General features: G+C 72.6%; 22 protein-coding genes. 13 read left to right on the top strand and 9 right to left on the bottom strand.

Annotated elements, in window-relative coordinates:
* Window positions 1-89 precede the first annotated feature (89 nt).
* Window positions 90-302, top strand: a complete 213-nt coding sequence (locus tag ACEXOR_RS02055; protein ID WP_374847735.1) for a hypervirulence associated TUDOR domain-containing protein — start codon at window positions 90-92, stop codon at window positions 300-302.
* The gene (locus ACEXOR_RS02050) at window positions 299-727 is read left to right on the top strand and encodes a hypothetical protein (protein ID WP_374847734.1); all 429 of its coding nucleotides are present in this window, start codon (window positions 299-301) and stop codon (window positions 725-727) included. The genes ACEXOR_RS02055 and ACEXOR_RS02050 overlap by 4 nt, the downstream gene beginning before the upstream one ends.
* Window positions 728-740: 13 nt before the next feature.
* Here ACEXOR_RS02050 and ACEXOR_RS02045 read toward each other — a convergent pair whose 3' ends face one another.
* Window positions 741-1,916 carry a zinc-dependent alcohol dehydrogenase gene (locus ACEXOR_RS02045; RefSeq protein WP_374847733.1) on the bottom strand — a complete coding sequence of 392 codons (1,176 nt, stop codon included), beginning with the start codon at window positions 1,914-1,916 and terminating at the stop codon, window positions 741-743.
* Between the two features lie 249 nt (window positions 1,917-2,165).
* Here ACEXOR_RS02045 and ACEXOR_RS02040 point away from each other — a divergent pair, with 249 nt between their 5' ends.
* A complete protein-coding gene (locus ACEXOR_RS02040; protein WP_374847732.1) occupies window positions 2,166-3,161 on the top strand; it encodes an AraC family transcriptional regulator in 996 nt (331 codons plus the stop codon).
* A 30-nt stretch (window positions 3,162-3,191) separates the two neighbouring features.
* Here the strand turns inward: ACEXOR_RS02040 and ACEXOR_RS02035 are convergent, their stop codons facing one another.
* Window positions 3,192-4,019: a helix-turn-helix domain-containing protein gene (locus ACEXOR_RS02035; protein WP_374847731.1), complete on the bottom strand. Its 828-nt coding sequence runs from the start codon at window positions 4,017-4,019 to the stop codon at window positions 3,192-3,194.
* Between the two features lie 339 nt (window positions 4,020-4,358).
* On the opposite strand from ACEXOR_RS02035, the gene ACEXOR_RS02030 reads away from it, so the two are divergent.
* Genes ACEXOR_RS02030 through ACEXOR_RS02015 form a run of 4 tightly spaced genes read left to right on the top strand, consistent with a single transcriptional unit; the run spans window position 4,359 to window position 7,182 of the window.
* Complete coding sequence (locus ACEXOR_RS02030) at window positions 4,359-4,946, top strand: alternate-type signal peptide domain-containing protein (protein WP_374847730.1); 588 nt, start codon at window positions 4,359-4,361, stop codon at window positions 4,944-4,946.
* The gene (locus ACEXOR_RS02025) at window positions 4,943-5,524 is read left to right on the top strand and encodes a hypothetical protein (RefSeq protein WP_374847729.1); all 582 of its coding nucleotides are present in this window, start codon (window positions 4,943-4,945) and stop codon (window positions 5,522-5,524) included. Before ACEXOR_RS02030 ends, ACEXOR_RS02025 begins: the two co-directional genes overlap by 4 nt.
* Window positions 5,525-6,490, top strand: coding sequence for a hypothetical protein (locus ACEXOR_RS02020; protein ID WP_374847728.1), 966 nt, complete (start codon window positions 5,525-5,527; stop codon window positions 6,488-6,490).
* On the top strand, window positions 6,478-7,182 hold the full coding sequence (locus ACEXOR_RS02015; protein ID WP_374847727.1) for a signal peptidase I: 705 nt from the start codon (window positions 6,478-6,480) through the stop codon (window positions 7,180-7,182). Before ACEXOR_RS02020 ends, ACEXOR_RS02015 begins: the two co-directional genes overlap by 13 nt.
* Here the strand turns inward: ACEXOR_RS02015 and ACEXOR_RS02010 are convergent.
* Complete coding sequence (locus tag ACEXOR_RS02010) at window positions 7,066-7,629, bottom strand: TetR/AcrR family transcriptional regulator (protein ID WP_374847726.1); 564 nt, start codon at window positions 7,627-7,629, stop codon at window positions 7,066-7,068. The genes ACEXOR_RS02015 and ACEXOR_RS02010 overlap by 117 nt on opposite strands.
* A gap of 99 nt (window positions 7,630-7,728) precedes the next feature.
* Between ACEXOR_RS02010 and ACEXOR_RS02005 the strand changes: the two genes are divergently transcribed.
* On the top strand, window positions 7,729-8,850 hold the full coding sequence (locus tag ACEXOR_RS02005) for an SDR family NAD(P)-dependent oxidoreductase (protein ID WP_374847725.1): 1,122 nt from the start codon (window positions 7,729-7,731) through the stop codon (window positions 8,848-8,850).
* Between the two features lie 108 nt (window positions 8,851-8,958).
* On the opposite strand, the gene ACEXOR_RS02000 is transcribed toward ACEXOR_RS02005, so the two are convergent.
* Genes ACEXOR_RS02000 through ACEXOR_RS01990 form a run of 3 tightly spaced genes read right to left on the bottom strand, consistent with a single transcriptional unit; the run spans window position 8,959 to window position 12,514 of the window.
* The gene (locus ACEXOR_RS02000; RefSeq protein WP_374847724.1) at window positions 8,959-9,672 is read right to left on the bottom strand and encodes a glycosyltransferase family 2 protein; all 714 of its coding nucleotides are present in this window, start codon (window positions 9,670-9,672) and stop codon (window positions 8,959-8,961) included.
* Window positions 9,669-11,219 (bottom strand): PIG-L family deacetylase, encoded by a 1,551-nt coding sequence (locus ACEXOR_RS01995; RefSeq protein WP_374847723.1) that lies wholly within the window; start codon window positions 11,217-11,219, stop codon window positions 9,669-9,671. The genes ACEXOR_RS02000 and ACEXOR_RS01995 overlap by 4 nt, the downstream gene beginning before the upstream one ends.
* The gene (locus ACEXOR_RS01990) at window positions 11,216-12,514 is read right to left on the bottom strand and encodes an acyl-CoA dehydrogenase family protein (protein WP_374847722.1); all 1,299 of its coding nucleotides are present in this window, start codon (window positions 12,512-12,514) and stop codon (window positions 11,216-11,218) included. The genes ACEXOR_RS01995 and ACEXOR_RS01990 overlap by 4 nt, the downstream gene beginning before the upstream one ends.
* Before the next feature lie 297 nt (window positions 12,515-12,811).
* On the opposite strand from ACEXOR_RS01990, the gene ACEXOR_RS01985 reads away from it, so the two are divergent.
* From ACEXOR_RS01985 to ACEXOR_RS01975, 3 genes are all read left to right on the top strand, one after another.
* Window positions 12,812-13,222, top strand: a complete 411-nt coding sequence (locus ACEXOR_RS01985; protein WP_374847721.1) for a hypothetical protein — start codon at window positions 12,812-12,814, stop codon at window positions 13,220-13,222.
* A 91-nt stretch (window positions 13,223-13,313) separates the two neighbouring features.
* Complete coding sequence (locus ACEXOR_RS01980; protein WP_374847720.1) at window positions 13,314-13,667, top strand: gamma-glutamylcyclotransferase family protein; 354 nt, start codon at window positions 13,314-13,316, stop codon at window positions 13,665-13,667.
* Between the two features lie 265 nt (window positions 13,668-13,932).
* On the top strand, window positions 13,933-14,067 hold the full coding sequence (locus tag ACEXOR_RS01975) for a hypothetical protein (RefSeq protein ID WP_374847719.1): 135 nt from the start codon (window positions 13,933-13,935) through the stop codon (window positions 14,065-14,067).
* Window positions 14,068-14,124: 57 nt separating this feature from the next.
* Here ACEXOR_RS01975 and ACEXOR_RS01970 read toward each other — a convergent pair whose 3' ends face one another.
* Window positions 14,125-14,709, bottom strand: a complete 585-nt coding sequence (locus ACEXOR_RS01970) for a helix-turn-helix domain-containing protein (RefSeq protein WP_374847718.1) — start codon at window positions 14,707-14,709, stop codon at window positions 14,125-14,127.
* Window positions 14,710-14,773: 64 nt separating this feature from the next.
* Between ACEXOR_RS01970 and ACEXOR_RS01965 the strand changes: the two genes are divergently transcribed.
* On the top strand, window positions 14,774-15,730 hold the full coding sequence (locus tag ACEXOR_RS01965; protein WP_374847717.1) for an NAD(P)/FAD-dependent oxidoreductase: 957 nt from the start codon (window positions 14,774-14,776) through the stop codon (window positions 15,728-15,730).
* A 97-nt stretch (window positions 15,731-15,827) separates the two neighbouring features.
* Here ACEXOR_RS01965 and ACEXOR_RS01960 read toward each other — a convergent pair whose 3' ends face one another.
* On the bottom strand, window positions 15,828-16,652 hold the full coding sequence (locus ACEXOR_RS01960; protein WP_374847716.1) for an SDR family oxidoreductase: 825 nt from the start codon (window positions 16,650-16,652) through the stop codon (window positions 15,828-15,830).
* 196 nt (window positions 16,653-16,848) lie between these two features.
* On the opposite strand from ACEXOR_RS01960, the gene ACEXOR_RS01955 reads away from it, so the two are divergent.
* Window positions 16,849-17,898, top strand: coding sequence for an LLM class flavin-dependent oxidoreductase (locus ACEXOR_RS01955; RefSeq protein WP_374847715.1), 1,050 nt, complete (start codon window positions 16,849-16,851; stop codon window positions 17,896-17,898).
* Window positions 17,899-17,929: 31 nt separating this feature from the next.
* Here ACEXOR_RS01955 and ACEXOR_RS01950 read toward each other — a convergent pair whose 3' ends face one another.
* Complete coding sequence (locus ACEXOR_RS01950) at window positions 17,930-18,814, bottom strand: alpha/beta fold hydrolase (RefSeq protein ID WP_374847714.1); 885 nt, start codon at window positions 18,812-18,814, stop codon at window positions 17,930-17,932.
* Between the last annotated feature and the right edge of the window lie 6 nt (window positions 18,815-18,820).

Raw genomic sequence — 18,820 nt, 5'->3', positions numbered from 1 at the left:
CTGACGATCCGAGCATCGATGCCGGTGCTGACGACCGGCGCAGAACCCTAGACGGGCGGCGGCGGGCGGGGCGGTGTACGTTTCGCGGCATGGCGAAGAAACTCGAGAAAGGCGACCACGTCGAGTGGTCGACCCACGGAACCACCACGAGCGGTGAGGTCGAGAAGACCATCACCTCCGACACCGAGGCCGCCGGGCGCACCGTGCGCGCCTCGAGCGACGACCCGCAGTATCTCGTGAAGAGCGACAAGAGCGGCAAACAGGCCGTGCACAAGCCCGAATCGCTGGAGAAGACCTCGTGAGCGGGCAGTACCCGGCCGGGCCGCCTCAGCAGCCGGAGCAGCAGCACCCGCAGCACCCGCAGCACCCGCATCAGCCGAGTCAGCAGGCCGACTCCCCGGCGCGTGCCGCCCGCAACCCCCTGGGCCTCGCCTCGCTGATCGCCGGCGCCGCCGTCCCCCTGATCGGCCTGATCTTCCTCGTGATCCAGGCTGCCGCCGTCGGTGCCGGGTTCCCCGCGATGATCGGTGGCCTCTCCACCGTGCAGGGGGTGCTCGCGGGGCTCCTCGGCCTCGCCGCCGTGGTGCTCGGCATCGTGGCGGTCACCCGGCCGGGCCTGTCGAAGACTCTGGCCGCGGCCGGGATCGCACTCGGCGCATCCGCTCTGGTGTCGGTGATCGGCTCGATGCTCTACGGCGTGCTCATCCAGCTGTTGTACGGCTACTGAGCGTCGCGCCCGGCTACGGCTTCAGCACCACCTTGATGCAGCCGTCCTGCTTGTGCTTGAACAGCTCGTACATCTCAGGCGCCTCGTCGAGGCCCACGGTGTGCGTGACGAGGTCGTCGATGCCGAGCGGGTCGGCCGGGTCCTCCACCAGCGGCAGGATGTCGTCGCGCCACCGGTGCACGTTGCACTGGCCCATGCGCAGCGTGATGCCCTTGTCGAACATGGTGATGAACGGCATCGGGTCGCCGGCGCCGGCGTAGACGCCCGAGAGCGACACGGTGCCGCCGCGGCGCACCGCGTCGATGGCGAGCAACAGGGCGGCGAGGCGATCGGCGCCCACGGTCTCCATGGCCTTCTTGGCCAGCGCATCCGGCAGCAGGCCCACCACGTGCTGAGCGAAGGATGCGCCCGGGTTGCCGTGCGCCTCCATGCCCACGGCGTCGACGATGGCGTCGGGCCCGCGTCCGTCGGTGAGCTCGCGCAGGCGCTCGACCACGTCGTCGGTGAGGTCGATGGTCTCGATGCCGTGGCGCTCGGCCATCGCCCGGCGCTCGGGCACCGGCTCGACGGCGATCACGCGGTGGCCGCGCATCCGGGCGATGCGGGCGACGAACTGGCCCACCGGGCCGAGGCCGATCACGCCGAGCGTGCCGCCCTCGGGGAGTTCGGCGTACTCCACGCCCTGCCACGCGGTGGGGATGATGTCGGAGAGGAACAGGTAGCGCTCGTCGGGCAGCTCGGTGCCCACCTTCAGCGCGTTGAAGTCGGCGAACGGCACCCGCAGCAGTTCGGCCTGGCCGCCGGGCACCGATCCGTAGAGCTCGGTGTACCCGTAGAGCGAGGCGCCGGAGTTGGTGGCCCGGTTCTGGGTGGTCTCGCACTGCGTGGTGAGGCCCTGCGTGCACATGAAGCAGTAGCCGCAGGCGATCACGAACGGGATGACGACACGGTCGCCGACGGTGAGCTTCGACACCGCGCCGCCCACCTGCTGCACGATGCCCATCGGCTCGTGCCCCAGGATGTCGCCCTTGTCCAGGAACGGCCCGAGCACGTCGTAGAGGTGCAGGTCCGACCCGCAGATGGCGGTGGAGGTGACGCGGATGATGACGTCGGTGTCGTCGATCAGCACGGGGTCGGGGACGTCTTCGACGGTGACCTTGTTGGTGGCCTGCCAGGTGAGAGCTCTCATCTGTTCAGGCCTACGCCGCCCGCCTCGGGCCCGCCAGGGGGTTCACCCGGGGAGCTCATCGGGGTAGTGGGAGGCGGGTGCGGAGGCGGCGAGGTCGATGACAGCACTCCGAAGACCCCCTCGGCTCCGAAGACCGGGCAGACCTCTTTGTGACGTTCGGGCGAGTCATCTCGTCTTCATTACGCCCCCTGGACCTCGGAGCGAACGGCTTGAGAACGCTCCGACAGCATCACCACGAAGGATGTTCTCTTGTCAACACTCACCTCCCCTCTCGGCACCCCGACCGCAGAGGCGGGTGGCAGCAGTGCCATGCGCCGGTACGAACGCGGGGGCACCGACCCCGGCGAAGCGGCCTCCGTCTACCAGACCGCGTACACCGGCCAGCGCTTCACCGTCACCCCCGACGACGACGACTTCTCCTACCGCTACGCCTCGCTGGGCGACGACCGCCTCACCCTGCGCACCTCGGTCTGCTCGGGCTCGGTGGCGGGTGAGGTGCCGTACCTGCAGCAGTACGTGGTGAGCTGGTTCAAGCTCGGTGGCGGGGTGCTGAACCTCCGCCAGTTCGAGCGCCGCGGCACCGACTCCACGCCCTTCCTCTTTCCCTCGGAGCAGCAGTTCGCGCTGTCGTTCGCGGCTCATCGGCAGAACCTCATCCACCTCGACCAGACGTTCCTGGAGGACGTCGCCACCGAGCTGCACGCCGGCCCCCCGCAGGCCGTCTCGTTCGACCTCGAGGCCGAGCCCGACCACGGCATGCTCGCGAACTGGCGCGGAGCCGTCTCCGCCGTCACCGCGGCCGTTCTCGACACCGCCTCCACCTCGCTCATGCGCATGAACGCCGAGCTGCAGGTGGCGCGGGCGCTGCTTCAGCTCTTCCCCTGGCGGGCCCTCGACGTGCCCGCAGTGCTGCGTGCACCCTCGGCCGCCAAGGCCAGGGTGGCTCTGGAGTTCATGCAGCACCACGCGCACGATCCCATCACGCCGGCGGATGCCGCCCGCGCCGCGGGCGTGCACACCCGCACCCTGCAGCAGGCCACCCGACGCCATCTCGGCCTCTCGCCGTCGATGTACCTGCGCAACGTGCGGCTCGATCGGGTGCACGAGCAGCTCCGGCTGGCCGACCCCGGATCGACCACCGTCGCCTCGGTGGCCCGGGAGTGGGGTTTCGGCAACCTCGGCCGGTTCTCGTCGGCGTACACCGGCCGCTTCGGCCAGAAGCCGAGCCGCACGCTGCGGCTCTGACGCCGTCAGGCCCGAAGGCGCAACTCCCGTCTAGGAGCGACCGCTCCGCAGCTCGGTGGGCGTCGCGCCGCTGTTCGACGCGAGGGCCCGGCGGAGCTCCGCATCGTTGCGAAAGCCCGCCAGGGTCGCGATCTCGGCGATGCTGAGACGATCGCAGGTCTCGTCGACGAGCAGCGCCGTGGCCGCCTCGAGTCGTTGACGCCGGATCTCCGCGACCACCGTCGAGCCGGCCTCCTCGAAGGCGCGCTGCAGCTGGCGAACCGAGATGCGCAGCCCCCGGGCGATCTGGTGCGGCGACAGTGACCGGTCGTCACGGCTCGCCGCGATGTGCGCGATGGCCTGCAGGCGCAGCGGCACCCGTGCCGCCACCCGCACGGTCGGGGGCGAGGTCACGGGCGCGGTGGGCGACCCCGCGGCCGGTTCCTCCTTCGCCTCGTGCACCAGCGCCTCGAGCATGCCCAGGAGCAGGTCGTCGACCGCGGGCTCGGCCCGGCCCCCGCTGTCGCCGGTGACGACGGCCTCGAGGAAGGCCCGCACCGGTGCCACCAGCGACGACGACGGTGACGGCCGGTCGGGCCACTGTGCCGCGAGCGCGGGTCGACGATCGAGCAGCCGGGGCGGGATCTCCAGCCACATCACGTCGGTGGGCCGACCGCAGCACACGGCCACCGGCGTGCGGCTGGGCACCCACCCGAGACCTCGCTCGCCGATGCGATGCGGCGCCTTGCCTGGTTCGCGCAGGATGACGTCGGCTCCCACGGGCAGCACGAGGTGCACGCGACGAGGCTCCGACGGGGCGACGGCCGGCAGCACGGTGGCTCCCTCGGGCAGTCGCTTCGTGATGGTTCGAATCATCATCGCCACCCACCCCGTCGTCACCGTCACCTCGATGCCCGGCCGCGAGCATCCGTGATCGCCACGGTAGATCAGCCGACGATCGAGCCGGGCTCATCCCGGTAGTCGGCCCGCAGCGAGGGCCGCACTACTGAGACGTCGACGCTCACCGACCGCAGCGGCCTCAGTAGTGCTGACCCGGATGACGGGCGCGCATCATCTGGGCGACGCCTTTCGTCAATCCCGCGACAACCTCGACAGCGGGCGTGGTGCGCCGTCGGCCGGATTCGCACACTGGGTCGATCACCCATCGCGACACCTGTCGCAGACGGCGCCCCTCGGGGTGCGAGAGGACTCCACTCCATGAACAAGCTCGCCAAGGGCGCGATCGCCGGTGCCGCCGGTGTCGCCCTCCTCCTCGGAGGCGCCGGTACCTTCGCCTTCTGGAATTCCAGCGCCGAGGTCTCCGGGGGCACCATCACCGCCGGCAACCTGCTCATCTCGAACGCCGACGGCGCCGGATCCTGGACCGACCAGAACGGTGCAGCCGTGTCGATCGCCACGTATCGCATCGTGCCGGGCGACACCCTCACCTACACCGACGACCTCGCCGTGACGGTGCAGGGGAACAACCTCGTCGCCACCCTCGGCCTCGGTGAGGGCTCGATCGCGCCGGCCGTGGTGGGCGACCCGGAAGACGTCGCTCTCGCCGCGTACCTCTCCCGCAGTGCCGCGCTCACGGCGACCGGAACCGGCGTCTCGGGGGCCAGCCCCACCTACACGATCACGGCCGGCGCGGCCGGCGTGAGTCAGACGGTGCGGGTGGCCGTCACCCTGCGGTTCCCGAACTCGGCCACCCCCGGGTTCGAGAACTCCATGAAGCTCGGAGCCGTCAGCCTCAGCAACCTCACCCTCACGCTGAACCAGACCGCCCCCGCCGTCACGCCGTGACCCCGAGGCGGCCCGGCCGACACGGGCCTGGGTCGCGGTCGGCGGCGGCGAAGCGCCTGCTCACCACCACGATCCTGACCGGGGCGGCGGTGGTGCTGGCGGTCGCCGCCGCCGGCACCACGTCGGCCCGGCTCACGTCGGCTGCCGCCGTCGCCGGGGCGGTGGTGCGCTCGGGCACCGCCCAGCTCGATGTCACCGCACCGCTCGGGCTCGGTACGGGCGGCCTGTACCCGGGTGCCTCCGTCACCGGCTCGGCGGTGCTGACCAACGGCGGTCAGGTTCCGCTGTCGCTCGGGGTGAGCGGGCTCGCCTTCCCTGGCCCCGCCACCGCCTTCTCGGGCTCGCTCACCGTCGGGCTCTCGATCGTCGACACGGGCGCGACCTGCCCGGCCGTCTCCACCACCTGGACGGGCACCGCCACCGCCGCGACGGCCACCGATCTCGGTGTGCGGGTGGCCCCCGGAGGCGCCAAACGTCTCTGCGTCAGCGTCTCGCTCGCCGTCTCCGCCCCCGCCGCCGCGAACGGGAGCACCCCGGCATCGTTCACCCTCGGCATCGACGGAAGGCAGGTGGCCTGAGTGTCCTCGGCAGATCCCGGGTCGGGGCGCCGCACCCGCGCGTGGCTCAAGCGGCTCCGGATGCCCGTTCCGGCGTTCGTGGCCGTGTTCGCCCTCGCCTCGGCCACCGTGGGCGCGAACGCCTCGTGGACCGCGCCGAGCGTGCCCCTGGGCCAAGTCTCCGCGAACGCGGCATCCGCCACCGTCTCGGCCGGCGGAACGGCGTCGCTCACGCACGAGTACCGGTTCACCGCCGCCACCGCGCCGACCGCGAACCTCGTGCTGGCGCCGCTGACGTTCCAGAACACGGGCACGGCACCCCTGGCACTCAGCATCGCCGTGACCACCACGAACGGCACCCTCGCGGCGAAGATCGCCCTCACGCTCTGGACCGCGGCATCCTGTGGCACGACCGTGCCCGCGACGGGCGTCACCGCGGGCACGCTGCAGAACCCGCCGGCGCTCCCTGGGTCGTTCTCGTCGGTGGCCGCGGGCGCATCCGTGGTGCTGTGCGCGGCCACTCGGCTCTCCGGCACGGTAGCGGCCTCGCAGGGTGAGACCACCACCGCCACGCTCGTGCTCACCGGGCGGGTGGGCACGAGCTGGACCGCGACCTCCACGCCTCCGGCCTTCACCCAGAACGTGTACCGCGTGGGCAGCCCGACAGCGGTCACCTGCAGCGCCGGGGCACTGGGATCGGTGAACCTCGGCTGGACCGCTCCGGCGGTGCCGAGCGGAGGCAGTGTGAGCTACCGGGTGGTGAAGACGAACGCGCCCGCCACCGTCGTGAAGCAGAACGTCACCGGAACCTCCACCAGCATCAGCCCGCTGGAACTCGGGCTCGATGTGCTCACCGGCTCCGGCCCGCTGCCGGTCTCGATCGAGGCGATCGACAGCCTGTACGGCACCACCTCCGCCGGCACGAGCATCGCCACCACCTACTCGGTCGTCTTCCCGGCCCTGCTCACCATCCGATGCCCGGCCTGACCGCGGGCCGGCGGCCGCGCCCGGCAGCGACCGAACCGGATAGGGCCGGGTCGCTCGCGCACTACCTCGGCGTCGCCGTCAGCGGGGCGCTGCTCGTGCTCGTGATCGCCCTGGCCGTGCTCACCATCGTGCTGCCGACGCTCGCGGGGGGCAGGCCGCTCACCGTGCTCACGCAGTCGATGGAGCCCGGACTGCCGCCCGGCACGCTCATCGTGGTGCGCCCTGTTCCCGTCGGCGAGATCGCGGTGGGAGACGTGGTGACCTACCAGATCACCTCCGGCGAGCCGGGGGTGGTGAGCCACCGGGTGATCTCGAAGACCACGTCGACCGATGGCTCCACCGTGCTCATCACCCAGGGCGACAACAACGACGTGGCCGACGAGTCGCCGGTGCTCCCGGTGCAGGTCGTGGGAGTGCTCTGGTACAGCATCCCGCTGCTCGGGTGGGTGAACAACGCCGTCAACGGAGAGGCCAGGGGCATCGTGGTGCCCATCTCGGCCGGGGCGCTGTTCGCCTACGCGCTCTTCTCCGTGATCGGCGGACTGCGCGATCGCCGGCGGTCTCGAACGGACGGGTCAGGGGGATCGCGGCACGAAGGCGGGCTCGAGCAGCCGGCGGGCGCGGGCCGCCACGTCGCGGCGCTGGGCCGCCGGAGCACTCGCCAGCACGCCGGCGATCATCGACACCGCTAGGAAGATGTCGGACGCACCCACGCCGGGCCGCAGCCGGCCGGCGGCCTGTTCGCGGTCGGCGACCCGGGTGACCACCGTCAGCATCCGCTCGCCGAGGTGGCCCACCCGGGCGTCGTCGCGGTCGCTCAGGATCATGTCGATCATGGCCGTCGACACCAGAACCTGCTCCACCACGGCGTCGAGAAGGTCGTCGAGCGTGGTGGCCGGCAGATCGGCGAGCGACTCGAGCTCGGTGATGTTGTCGTCGAAGACGGCGATGGCGAGCGAGATGCGGTCGGGGAAATGCCGGTAGAGGCTGCCCTGGCCGACGCCGGCGCGGCGGGCCACCGAACTGAGGGGCGCCGAGTACCCGTCGTCGGCGAACACCTCGCGTGCGGCGGCGATCAACGCACGCCGGTTCGCGGGGCCCGCACTCGGTCCGCGATTGGCTTTCGGGGCGGCTGACACGCGTGTAGCCTACTAGCGGACAGTGTTGTCCGGTTCTGCGCCGACTGCGGCGCACGCCCCCGGCAGACTCCAGACCCGCCCGAGAAGAGAGAGCCCACCATGCCGTCGTCATCCGCACCGCTCACCGCCGATTCCTCGATCCAGACCTGGATCGACCACCCCGTCGGAGGCGCCCTCATCCGTGAGCTGCTCGCCTCGGGCGGGCAGACCCCCGAAGCCCTGCGGCCGGTGCGACGGCTCGCGCTGAAGCGCCTCATCACGCTGAGCAAGGGGCAGTTCTCGCAGGAGCTCGTCGACGGGCTCGTGGCGCGGGCTGCGCGCGGCGAGGTGCCGGAGGGGTTCGGCGCCGGCGGCGCTGCATCCGGTGCCGACCTGGGCAGCACCGACTCCGGCAGCGCCGGCTCCGGCAACACCGGCTCCGGCAACACCGAGGAGGGCCTCGTGCCCGTCGAGCGTCCCGAGTGGATCGAGCGGCTCGACCAGGGCCGCTTCGCCGGCCAGACCGTCATCGTCACGGGCGCCGGCTCCGGCATCGGCCGCGCCACCGCCTCCCGCGTGGCCCGGGAGGGCGGCCGGGTGATCGCGGTCGACATCTCGGCCGAGCGACTCGACGAGTTCGCGGCATCCCTGCCCGACGCCGACATCACCACGGTCGCCGGCGACATCACCGACGACGAGGCCGTCGCCGCCATCGTCGCGGCCGCGGGCGAGCACATCGACGGCCTCGCGAACGTGGCCGGCATCATGGACGACATGACCCCCGTGGGCGACGTGAGCGACGCGGTGTGGAACCGCGTGTTCGCCATCAACGTCACCGGAACCATGAAGCTCTCGCGGGCGGTCATCCCCGCCATGCTGGCTCAGGGCGCGGGGTCGATCGTGAACGTGGCCTCCGAGGCCGCCCTGCGCGGCTCGGCCGCGGGCGCGGCGTACACCGCCTCGAAGCACGCCGTGGCGGGGCTGACCAAGTCGACGGCCTTCATGTACGGGCCCTCGGGAATCCGCACCAACGCCGTCGCGCCCGGCCCCACCATCACGAACATCGAGGCGACGTTCGCGTCGCCGCTCGGGGCCGAGCGGGTGCGGCAGGCCATGGCGATCCTGCCCGACGCGGTCGAGGCCGACGCGCTGGCGGCCTCGATCACGTTCCTGCTCTCCGACGACGGCGTGAACGTCAACGGCGTGGTGCTCGCCTCCGACGGCGGCTGGTCGGCGGCGTAACCCACCCCGTCCCTCGTCGAGTTGCGCCAAATCGCCCTCTCGCGCTGCGCGAAGGGGCGATTTGGCGCAACTCGACGAGAGCGGGGGCGCGGGCGGGGGCGGGGGGCTCTAGTCGACGAGTTTGCGCAGGAAGCCCGCGAATCCGCCCGCCGTGCGCCCGTCGAGGCGGTCTGAGGTGGCCGCCACGCCCTCCACCTGGGCGATGCGCCCGCCCGAGGGCTCGTCGACGTGGCTCTCGAGGGCGTCGACGGCCCGCACGAGCTCCTCGTCCTCGCCGAGCCGGATGGCCGGAAACCCGCCCGCCCGCAGGTACGCGTCGGCGCGCACCCCGAGATTGGCACCGTAGACGTGCCGAACCGACGAGTCGGCGTGCGCGCGCTGCCACGCGTCCAGCGCATCCGGACTCAGCGCCCCACCGCTCGGCTCCACCCGACCGAGCCCCACATAGGCACCGGTCTCGGCCACCGCGAGGTGATCGGCGAGCCAACTCTCGGGCACGAGCGTGTCGGCGTCGGTGCTGCAGATCCACTGCTCGGCCGGGCGGTCGAAGCTCGCCATCACGTGCCGGGCCCCGATTCCGCGAGCCACGCCCACGTTGCCCGCGGCGGCCTCCAACGCGATCACGGCGCCGCCGAACGACTCGGCCACCCCGATCGAGTCGTCGGTACAGGCATCCAGCACCACCACCACCCGGCAGCGCAGGAACGGCGTCGGGTCGAGCCGCATCAACGCGCGACGACTCGCCAGCACCGCCTCCAGGCAGGCGCCAAGCGACTCCTCCTCGTCACGGGCCGGAATGACCACGTCGATGGCGCCGATCACACGATCCCCTCCTTCGCCGCCACCGACACGGCGGGCGGCCGAACGACCACATCGAGCACGAAGTCCTCCTCGAGATGATGAGCGAGCCGGATGAGCTCCGGCCGGGCGGCCAGCACGGCATGCACGTCGTCGCCGACGCGTTCGATGCCGTCGATCGGGTGCCGCCAGTGGCAGAACACGAGCGCGCCGTGCTCGTCGAGCGCCTCGACGGCCCGGTCGATCAGGCGGTCGAGCGCACCGGGCGCGAGGTAGTAGCCCACCTCCGACACCACGACGAGGTCGAACCTGCCCTCCGGCCACTCATCCGGCACGTCGCGGCGCTCGAACGACGCGTGCGGCAGGCCGTGGTTGCGTTCGGCGGCGCGAGCCACGGCCACCGGCGACACGTCGACGCCGACGAAGCGAACGGATGCCCGTGCCGCGAGTTCCCGGGAGAGCACACCCGTCGAGGTCCCGACCTCGAGCACGGCGCGGTACCCGCGGTCGGGCAGGGTGGCCAGCAGGATGCCGCGCTTGCGCTCCTCGTACCAGCGGGTCTCGAAGCCCCACGGATCGTCGGCTCCGGTGTGCAGCGCGTCGAAGTACCGTGCCGCGGTGCCGACGGTGGGCTCCTCGCCGGTCGCGGTCGCCTCCGCGGGCGCAGCAGCAGGCGCCACCCCGGGCGTCACGTCGCCGGACACCACCTCCACGAACGCCTCGAACGCCCGCTCGAAGTGCGCGAGCATCCCGGGGGCGAGCAGCACGCTGTCGCCTGGGGCGTCGCCGAGGGCCTGAACCTGGGTGGCGTGCAGCGCCATCGCGCGCCGCTTCGCCCGCACGGCCTCCTCGTCGAGGGCCAGCGTCACGAGCGCATCCCAGGGCACGTCGCCGCCGTCGGGATCGCCCCAGTGCCAGAGCCAGACCGGGTACTCCAGCCGGCGCACCCGCGTCCCGGCACCCTCCGCGCGCAGGCTGCCGACCACGGCGCCCACCACCTCGGAGGCCGCGGCATGATCGGGGTGCCGGTCGCCACTCCACGGGCTCACGATCCACGTCTCGGCCACCGGCTCCGCGGTGCCGGCCCCGGCGCTCCCGGCGCCCGGGCCCGCGCCCGCCGAACCGGCAGCACCACTGTCGCCCCGCACCGCGGCGAGCAGAGCCTGCTCGAGCCGGGAGCGGTTCACGGGCTCGGCGAGCCCGCCATCCGGAACCCGCAGGAACGACACCGTCGCCCCCGGATCGACCGACGCCACCGCAGCCTCCGCCTCCCCCTCCCGCAGTTCGGCGAGCCGCCCGGGGGTGTGCGTCGTCGACTCGGGATGCGACGCCTCACCCGACGTGGCCACGATCACCGTCGTGCGCACACCGGCGGCGTAGGCCCGGGCGAGCAGTCCAGCGGCGCCGAGCGTCTCGTCGTCGGGATGCGCCGCGACCACCACGAGGTGGCCCAGCTCGGCGAGGGCACTCGGGCCGATCTCGCCGAGTTCTCCAGCTGTGGAGCGCTGCACGAAGGCCGCTGTCCAGCGCTGTTCGGCTGTGCTGTCGTCGCGGTGCGTGAAGACGCTCATGACGCGCCTCCCCGCTGCTCCGGATGCGCGTGCCTCTGCGACTCCTCGACGAGCAGGCGGCCGAGGCGCACCTCGTCGCGGGCACCGTGATCCTGCCGCAGGTAGAGCGAGAGATCGGCCACCCGCGCGGCGTACGCGGCATCGAGCGCGAGCGGCGCGGGGCCGAGCGCCTGCCCCGCCTCGTGCAGCACCGTGTCACAGGCCGACCGCACCACCGCCCGCACGGTCTGGGCGAGGATGCGGGCGTCGTCGCGCCCGGGCTGCGCGGCCGTGCCGTCGCCTCCACCGAGTGATTCGCCCGCGTCGCCACCGTCGCCGTCGCCGCGCGGTCGGCTGCCGTCACCATCGTCACCGCCGTCGCGCCGCCCGCCCGCGCCGCCCTCGTCGATCCGGGCGGCCGCCGCCGCAAGTGCCGACCGCGCGGCGAACAGCGCGCTCGCGCAGCGCCCGGCGTGCAGCGCCCCCACGTCGTCGCCCTTCCGGCCGGCCGCCTCGAGCACCCGGCGCGCCACGCCCACCGCACCCCCGAACCAGCACGCCGCCACCCCGATGCCGCCCCACTCGAACCCGGCCCGCTCGAGGTACCACCCGGGCTCCCCGACGGGAACCGCTCGCACATCGGCGAAGTCCACGGGGCCGCTCGGCACCTCCACGAACCCCCGCGACACCCAGGCCTCCGGATGCACGTCCACACCCTCCTGGCCGAGGGCGACCGCGAACAGCTGACGTGCGCTCCCGCCGTCTCCGTCGACGTGGGCGGTCACCAACGCGTGCGTGAGGTCGCCGGCCAGGGAGCACCACGGCTTGGTGCCCCGCACCACCCAGCCCCCGTCATCCGTCGCCGCGTCGAGCCGCACCCCGGCCGCCTCGGCGGCGAACACGCCCCACGTGCTGGCCTCGTCGGCGCCGATGGCGGCCAGGTCTACCGGCACCGGGCACTCGTCGAGGATCGCGAGTGCGTCGAGGTGCGGCTCCACCACGCGGGCGACGGTCACGTCGGCGGCGGCGAGCGTGGCGAGGGTCTCGAAATAGTCGGCCGTCCGGCCGCGGCCCGGCAACGCCGTCGCGCGGCCGACCCGCTGGGCGAGGCGCAGTGCTGCAGCAACGCCGGCCCCCGTGGGAGCGGCGGCGAGCGCGGCGGCGAAGAGGTCGTCCAGCCCGGCGACGGACCTGCGGCCCGCAACGCCCGTGCCGCTGCGGCCTCGCCCCACCTCGAACGCACCGTCCGAGCGGCCGTCGAGCGTCACTCCCTGCTGCACGTGATCCCTTCGGCCGAGTGTTCGTGTGCTCTTCATCGAACCCCGATAGTCCCCGCGCCGAAACCCCACCGCCCGAACGAGCCTTCCCCTCCGGGTAGCGCGAACGGCGCCTCCGAGGCCGCCCGACCCGCCACGTGCGCTACCCCGACCACGCACGCGGCAGCCCGCGCCCAGGCCGGCGCACCCCGAACGCCCGGGACGCGGCATCCGGGTCGCACGAAGTGCTGCCGCGGGGCGGTTCGGGGCGCAGTTCGCGCTACCGCGACCCGCGGGAGGGCCTCGGATAGGCTCGACACCGTCGCGACGCCGATCTCGACCGACCAGGGGGAACACATGTCCATCAGCCCGACCGCGCCCACCGAGCCTCCGCTCGTGTCTTTCGGCGACATCTCGATGACCGAGCACTGGCTCGTCACCCCGCAGGCGACGCTGCCGCTGGCCGGCACGCAGATCATCGTCACCGACCAGACCAGGGTCGAGCGGTACACCCCCGCCTGGGCGATCGTGCTGGCCGTGATCGGGTTCTTCTTCCTGTTCCTCGGCCTGCTGTTCCTGCTCGTGCGCGAGACCCGGGTGACCGGCTTCATGCAGATCACCGTGGTCAACGGCTCCTTCACCTACCAGTCCGCCGAGCGCGCGGGTTTCGACCCCGGGGCCCAGCTGTTCGAGCTGCAGACCCGCGCCAACTACGCCCGCGGCCTCGTCGCCCGCGCCACCCCTGACGCCACGCTCAGTCGCGGCTGACTGCTGCCAAGAACACTGAGTCGCGTCGTGATGTCGCAGTCGGGCGCGACTCAGCCCCGGGCGAGAGAGGCGGCAGCCTTAGGCTCGGTGAATGACGACGGATGCGACGCTGCTGTTCTCGTACGGAACCCTGCGACAGCCCGAGCTGCAGCTGGCCGTCTTCGGCCGCCTGCTCGACGGCCGTGACGCCTCCGTCGTCGGCTACGCCCAGGGGTGGCTCGCCATCTCCGACCCGGCGGTGATCGCAGCCAGCGGGAGCGACCGGCATCCGCTGCTGATCGCCGACCCCGACGCCCCGCCCGTCGCCGGGACGGTCTTCGAAGTCACTCCCTCCGACCTCATCGCCGCCGACGCCTACGAGGTCGACGACTACGAGCGCGTGCTGCTGCCGCTCGACTCGGGCGAGCAGGCGTGGGTGTATGTGTTCGCGGGCACACGGGCCTGACGCGGCTCAGGCGCCGGTCGCCGGCATCCGGATGCTCGTGACCAGGTCGACGAGGTGCGGCTCGGGCGGCGCCGAGCCGAATCCGAAATGCACCGTCCGGTCGCCCACGGCCCGCTCCACGTCTCATGCTCCCGAGGCTACGACCGCGCCACCGGCTCCCCCACCCTCACCCCGCACGAACCTTCGCCCTCGCTGTCAATGACCAGCAGCCCCCGCCCCCGGTGATCTACGGTCGGAACAGCCGTATCGAAAACGAGGTCTCCCCATGAACGAACTGAACGATCCTGCACTCGGCAGCGTGCCGCCCACCGACCCCTCGACGCTGAAGAAGCAGCCCCCGTCAGACAGCGGGTACGACGACATGGCGTGGACTCTGGAGTTCGGCCACCCCTCGGCCTGAGCCGCCGGCCAGAGCAACCGGCCCGAGCCGCCGGCCCGGGCAACCGTCCGAGCCCCCTCACCGCCCCGCCCGCCGATCCGGCTCGGTCTGGGCCCGCACGTGGATGCGCTCCCCGTCGTGGCTGAAGATGCCCAGCAGCTCCACCGGCTCCTCCCCCGCGCACCCCAGCCAGTGCGGAACCCGCGTCGCGAACTCCGCCGCCTCGCCCGCGGCCAGCACGAGGTCGTGCTCGCCGAGAATCAGCCGCAACCGCCCGCTCATCACGTAGACCCACTCGAACCCCTCGTGGGTCGCCTGCACCACCTCCTCGTCGGTGGGCCGTAGCGTCATCCGCACCGTCTGCATCGGGGCGCCCTCGCGCGAGAGCCACTCGATCGACCGGCCGGGGCGATTCACCCGCCGGCCCGGGATGCGCGGGTCGGGCACCGAGTCGGTGACCAGCTCGTCGATGGTCACCTCCAACGCCCCCGCCAGCGGGATGAGCAGCTCGAGGTTCGGCTGCCGTTTTCCCGCCTCGAGCCGCGAGATGGTGCTGGCCGAGATGCCGGTGGTCGCTGCGAGAGCGGCCAGAGTGAGGTCTCGGGATGCGCGTGCCGCGCGCAGACGGGCACCGATCCGTGCGCCTTGCGTGGGTGTGACCATGACTCGATCTTGCCAGGTCGGCAAACTATTTTGCTCTGGCGGCACGCCCGGCGAGAGTGAAGACATGAACGAACCTGAATTCGATGTCATCATCGTCGGCGGCGGAGCCGCCGGCCTCAACGCCGCCCTCGTGCTGGCCCGGTCGCGTCGACGAGTCGCCGTGATCGACGCCGGCGAACCCCGCAACCGCTTCACCGACCACATGCACGGCTTCCTCAGTCGCGACGGCTTCAGTCCGCACGAGCTGCTCGAGATCGGGCGCGCCGAGGTGTTGGGCTACGGGGCCACGATCGTGGCGGGCCGGGCGGTGTCGGCCTCGGGGGCGATCGGGGGGTTCAGCGTGGAGGTCGAGTCCGCGACATCCGGAGCCGACGACCGCAGAACCCTCACGGCCCGCCGGCTCGTGATCGCCACCGGGCTCCGCGACGAGCTGCCCGACATCCCGGGACTGGCCGAGCAGTGGGGCCGCGGCGCCGTGGCCTGCCCCTACTGCGACGGCTGGGAGGCCCGCGACTCACGCGTGGCCGTGATCGCCACCACGACGCGGAACGCCCACCAGGCCGCACTCATGCGTCAGCTCACGGATGACATCGCCCTCGTCGGGCGCTCGACCGCCGAACTCGACACCGAGACGCTCCGCGGGTTCGCGGCCCGCGGCGTGAAGGTGATCGAGAACGACGTGGTGCGGGTGTCGCGCGTCGACCCGGATCGGGACCGCCCGCTCGCGCTGACCCTCGACGACGGGCGCACCCTCAAGGTCGACGCCGTGTTCACCGGCGGCGCGATGGTGGCGAACGACGACCTGCTGCAGCAGCTGGGGGCGGCCCGCGAGACCGGGCCGATGGGTGAGTGGACCGCATCCGACCCCACCGGCCGCACCTCGGTGCCCGGCGTGTGGGTGGCGGGCAACTCGGCCAACGCGGGCGCGCTCGTGATCGTGGCCGCGGCGTCGGGGCTCACGGCGGCCACGGTGATCAACGCCGAGCTCGTGCAGGACGACATCGCCCGAGCCCTCCCCTGAAGACCAGATCCGTCACTTTTCGCCCGAAAACCCGTGTTTTGGGGCGAAAAGTGACGGAACCGGTGTTCAGGGGGGCGGCACGCGGGGTGCGCGGGGCTCAGCCCTGGGCGAGCACGGACACGTCGTTCCAGCGCTCCCACTCCGCGATGCGCGAGGCGTAGTCGGCCTTCGCGGTCTCGATCGGGGTGGTGCCGAAGAACACCCGCAGCGGCGGCTCCTCGGCGTTCACGATGCGCAGGATGGCCTCGCCCGTCGCCGCGGGGTCGCCCGGCTGGCCGATGCGGGTGGCCCGGGATGCCGCAGCCGCCTCGTGCACCGCCGCGTAGTCGTCAAGCGGCTCCGCGTGCTTGGCCGAGGCTCCGCCCCAGTCGGTGCTGAACCCGCCGGGCTCCACCAGCGTCACGTGCACGCCGAACGGCGCCACCTCCTGGGCGAGGGCCTGCGAGAAGCCCTCCAGCGCCCATTTCGAGGCGTTGTAGATACCGATGTTCTGGAACGCGCTGATGCCGCCGATCGACGACACCTGGATGATGTGCCCCGACCCCTGCGCCCGCAGGTACGGCAGCGCGGCCTGCGTCACCCAGAGGGCGCCGAACACGTTCGTCTCGAACTGGTCGCGCACCTCCTTCTCGCTGAGCTCCTCGATGAAGCCGAACTGGCCGTACCCGGCGTTGTTGATCACGATGTCGAGGCGGCCGAAGTAGTCGTACGCCTCGGTCACCGCGGCGAAGTCGGCCTCGCGGTCGTTCACGTCGAGCTGCAGCGCCAGGAACCGGTCGCCGTACCGGTCGACGAGCTCGGCGAGGGTCGAGGTGTCGCGCGCCGTAGCGGCCACGCGGTCACCGCTCTCGAGGGCCGCGACCGCCCATTCGCGGCCGAAGCCGCGCGACGCTCCCGTGATGAACCAGGTTCTGTCTGCCATGAGAACTCCTCCAACTGCTCACACCGTCGGCACGCTGTCGCGCCCCTTCCAGTGAACACCCGTGCGCCGCCTGATCTTCCGACCGATGACGAACGGATGCGCGGCATCCGCCGCGACAGCCCCCGGGCACGCTGGCAACGCCCCCGTCTCGCCCCACCCGGGGAATAACGCACCGCGGCCCGGCGCTGAACCAGGCATGCACAAACGCATCGGATTCCTCAGCTTCGGCCACTGGCAGCCCGTTCCCGGGTCGCAGACCCAGACGGCCGCCGACGCCCTGCTCCAGTCGATCGACCTGGCCCAGGCCGCCGAAGACCTCGGCATCGACGGCGCCTACGTGCGCGTGCACCACTTCGCCCGGCAGTTGGCGAGCCCGTTCCCGCTGCTGGCCGCGATGGCCGCGCGCACGAAGCGCATCGAGATCGGCACCGGCGTGATCGACATGCGCTACGAGAACCCGCTCTACATGGCCGAGGAGGCCGCATCGGCCGACCTCATCTCGGGCGGGCGGCTGCAGCTCGGCGTGAGCCGGGGGTCACCCGAGACCGCGCTGCGGGGTGCCGAGTCGTTCGGCTACGTGGCTGACCGCGAGGCCGGCGAGACGGATGCGGATGTCGCCCGCCAGCACACCGCCCTGTTCCGCGCGGCGATCGAGGGTGCGGGCGTGGCGCACGCCGACCCGCGGATGACCGGCCACGCCCACTCGACGGCCCTCGCCATCCAGCCGCAGTCGCCCGGGCTCGCCGACCGCATCTGGTGGGGCTCCGGCACCCGGCAGACCGCCGTGTGGGCCGCCGAGCAGGGAATGAACCTGCAGAGTTCAACCCTGCTCAGCGAAGACACCGGGGTGCCGTTCGGCGACCTGCAGGCCGAGCAGATCCAGCTCTACCGCGACGCCTGGAAGGCCGCGGGCCACACCCGGGAGCCGCGCGTGAGCGTGAGCCGCAGCGTCATCCCGATCGTGTCCGACCTCGACCGCGCGTACTTCGGCGGCCGCTCCGGCGACACCGAGGACCAGGTGGCCACGCTCGACGGCGTGCAGGCCCGCTTCGGCAAGAGCTACACGGGCGAACCGGATGCGATCGCCGAGCAGCTGCGCGGCGACGCGGCCGTGCAGGCGGCCGACACGGTGCTGCTCACGGTGCCGAACCAGCTCGGTGTTGAGTACAACGCCCGCCTGCTGGAGAACATCGCCCGCCACGTCGCGCCCGCCTGGGGCTGGAGCCCCGCCACCGCCGCGGTCTGACCCACCCCGGGCGCGGCCCCGGTGCCCGACGTCAGGGGTGCAGGAGCGACCCGAGCACCTCCGCGCGGCGGCTGACCACGATGAAGTGGCCCTCGCCCGGATAGGTGTGCAGCCGCGCATCCGGGATCGCCTCGACCAGCCGAGTGGCCCACGACGCCGGGATGATGCGGTCGGCCGCCCCCTGGTGCACCACCACCGGCACCGTCACCTGGGCGGGCTCGAACCCCCACGGCCCCACGAACGCCCGGTACGACTCCACGGCGCCACGCGGGTCGGCGAGTCCCTCGGCCACGACCGCCGCGAACCACCCGGGCCGTGACGCGATCACCCCGCCGTCGGCGCCCCGCAGCGCCTGCGCCGACGCCCGCGACGTCACCCACGGGTACCGCCTTACGACCGCGCCGGCGACCGCGAACCCCGCCGCCGCGAGGGCCGGGGCCCGCAGCGACAGGCCGGCGATGCGCTTGTCTGGCCGGTTGAGCTCGGCGAGCACCGCCGGGTCGGCGAGCGGCAGCGCTCCGGCCACCACCGCCACGGCCGTCACCCGCTCCGGGAACGCCCGCGCCACGGCGAGCGCATACTGCCCGCCCTCCGACCAGCCCGTCACCGCGAACCGCGAGGTGTCGAGCGACCCCCCGGCCGGCGTCGCGAGGTGGTCCAGCAGCGCGCCCACATCCGAGACCGCCCACTGCAGCGGCGTTCGCCCCGGGTTGCGGGAGCTGCCCCCGACGCCGGGGCGGTCGGGTGACACCAGCGCGACGCCGAGCGACCGGGCGAGGGTGTCGGCGGTCTCGGCATCCCGCCCGCTCATCAACCCGCCGTGGCAGCTGAGCACCAGCCGCCCGGCAGCGTCGCCGTACACGCGGTAGGCCAGGCGACGGCCATCGCCGAGCGCGAGCCGACGACGCAGGGTCATTTCAGA

Source organism: Herbiconiux liangxiaofengii (assembly GCF_041927335.1).
Classification (GTDB): domain Bacteria; phylum Actinomycetota; class Actinomycetes; order Actinomycetales; family Microbacteriaceae; genus Herbiconiux; species Herbiconiux liangxiaofengii.
The sequence above is the reverse complement of the archived record's forward strand: the minus strand, read 5'-3'. Positions and strand labels throughout refer to the sequence as shown.

Coding starts and splice junctions, on each gene's coding strand:
- ACEXOR_RS01995 (WP_374847723.1), bottom strand. CDS start 11,219: ATGAGCGTCTTCACGCACCGCGACGACAGCACAGCCGAACAGCGCTGG.
- ACEXOR_RS02035 (WP_374847731.1), bottom strand. CDS start 4,019: ATGATGATTCGAACCATCACGAAGCGACTGCCCGAGGGAGCCACCGTG.
- ACEXOR_RS02005 (WP_374847725.1), top strand. CDS start 7,729: ATGCCGTCGTCATCCGCACCGCTCACCGCCGATTCCTCGATCCAGACC.
- ACEXOR_RS01950 (WP_374847714.1), bottom strand. CDS start 18,814: ATGACCCTGCGTCGTCGGCTCGCGCTCGGCGATGGCCGTCGCCTGGCC.
- ACEXOR_RS01975 (WP_374847719.1), top strand. CDS start 13,933: ATGAACGAACTGAACGATCCTGCACTCGGCAGCGTGCCGCCCACCGAC.
- ACEXOR_RS01985 (WP_374847721.1), top strand. CDS start 12,812: ATGTCCATCAGCCCGACCGCGCCCACCGAGCCTCCGCTCGTGTCTTTC.
- ACEXOR_RS01965 (WP_374847717.1), top strand. CDS start 14,774: ATGAACGAACCTGAATTCGATGTCATCATCGTCGGCGGCGGAGCCGCC.
- ACEXOR_RS01990 (WP_374847722.1), bottom strand. CDS start 12,514: ATGAAGAGCACACGAACACTCGGCCGAAGGGATCACGTGCAGCAGGGA.
- ACEXOR_RS01970 (WP_374847718.1), bottom strand. CDS start 14,709: ATGGTCACACCCACGCAAGGCGCACGGATCGGTGCCCGTCTGCGCGCG.
- ACEXOR_RS02055 (WP_374847735.1), top strand. CDS start 90: ATGGCGAAGAAACTCGAGAAAGGCGACCACGTCGAGTGGTCGACCCAC.
- ACEXOR_RS01980 (WP_374847720.1), top strand. CDS start 13,314: ATGACGACGGATGCGACGCTGCTGTTCTCGTACGGAACCCTGCGACAG.
- ACEXOR_RS02030 (WP_374847730.1), top strand. CDS start 4,359: ATGAACAAGCTCGCCAAGGGCGCGATCGCCGGTGCCGCCGGTGTCGCC.
- ACEXOR_RS02045 (WP_374847733.1), bottom strand. CDS start 1,916: ATGAGAGCTCTCACCTGGCAGGCCACCAACAAGGTCACCGTCGAAGAC.
- ACEXOR_RS01960 (WP_374847716.1), bottom strand. CDS start 16,652: ATGGCAGACAGAACCTGGTTCATCACGGGAGCGTCGCGCGGCTTCGGC.
- ACEXOR_RS02015 (WP_374847727.1), top strand. CDS start 6,478: ATGCCCGGCCTGACCGCGGGCCGGCGGCCGCGCCCGGCAGCGACCGAA.
- ACEXOR_RS01955 (WP_374847715.1), top strand. CDS start 16,849: ATGCACAAACGCATCGGATTCCTCAGCTTCGGCCACTGGCAGCCCGTT.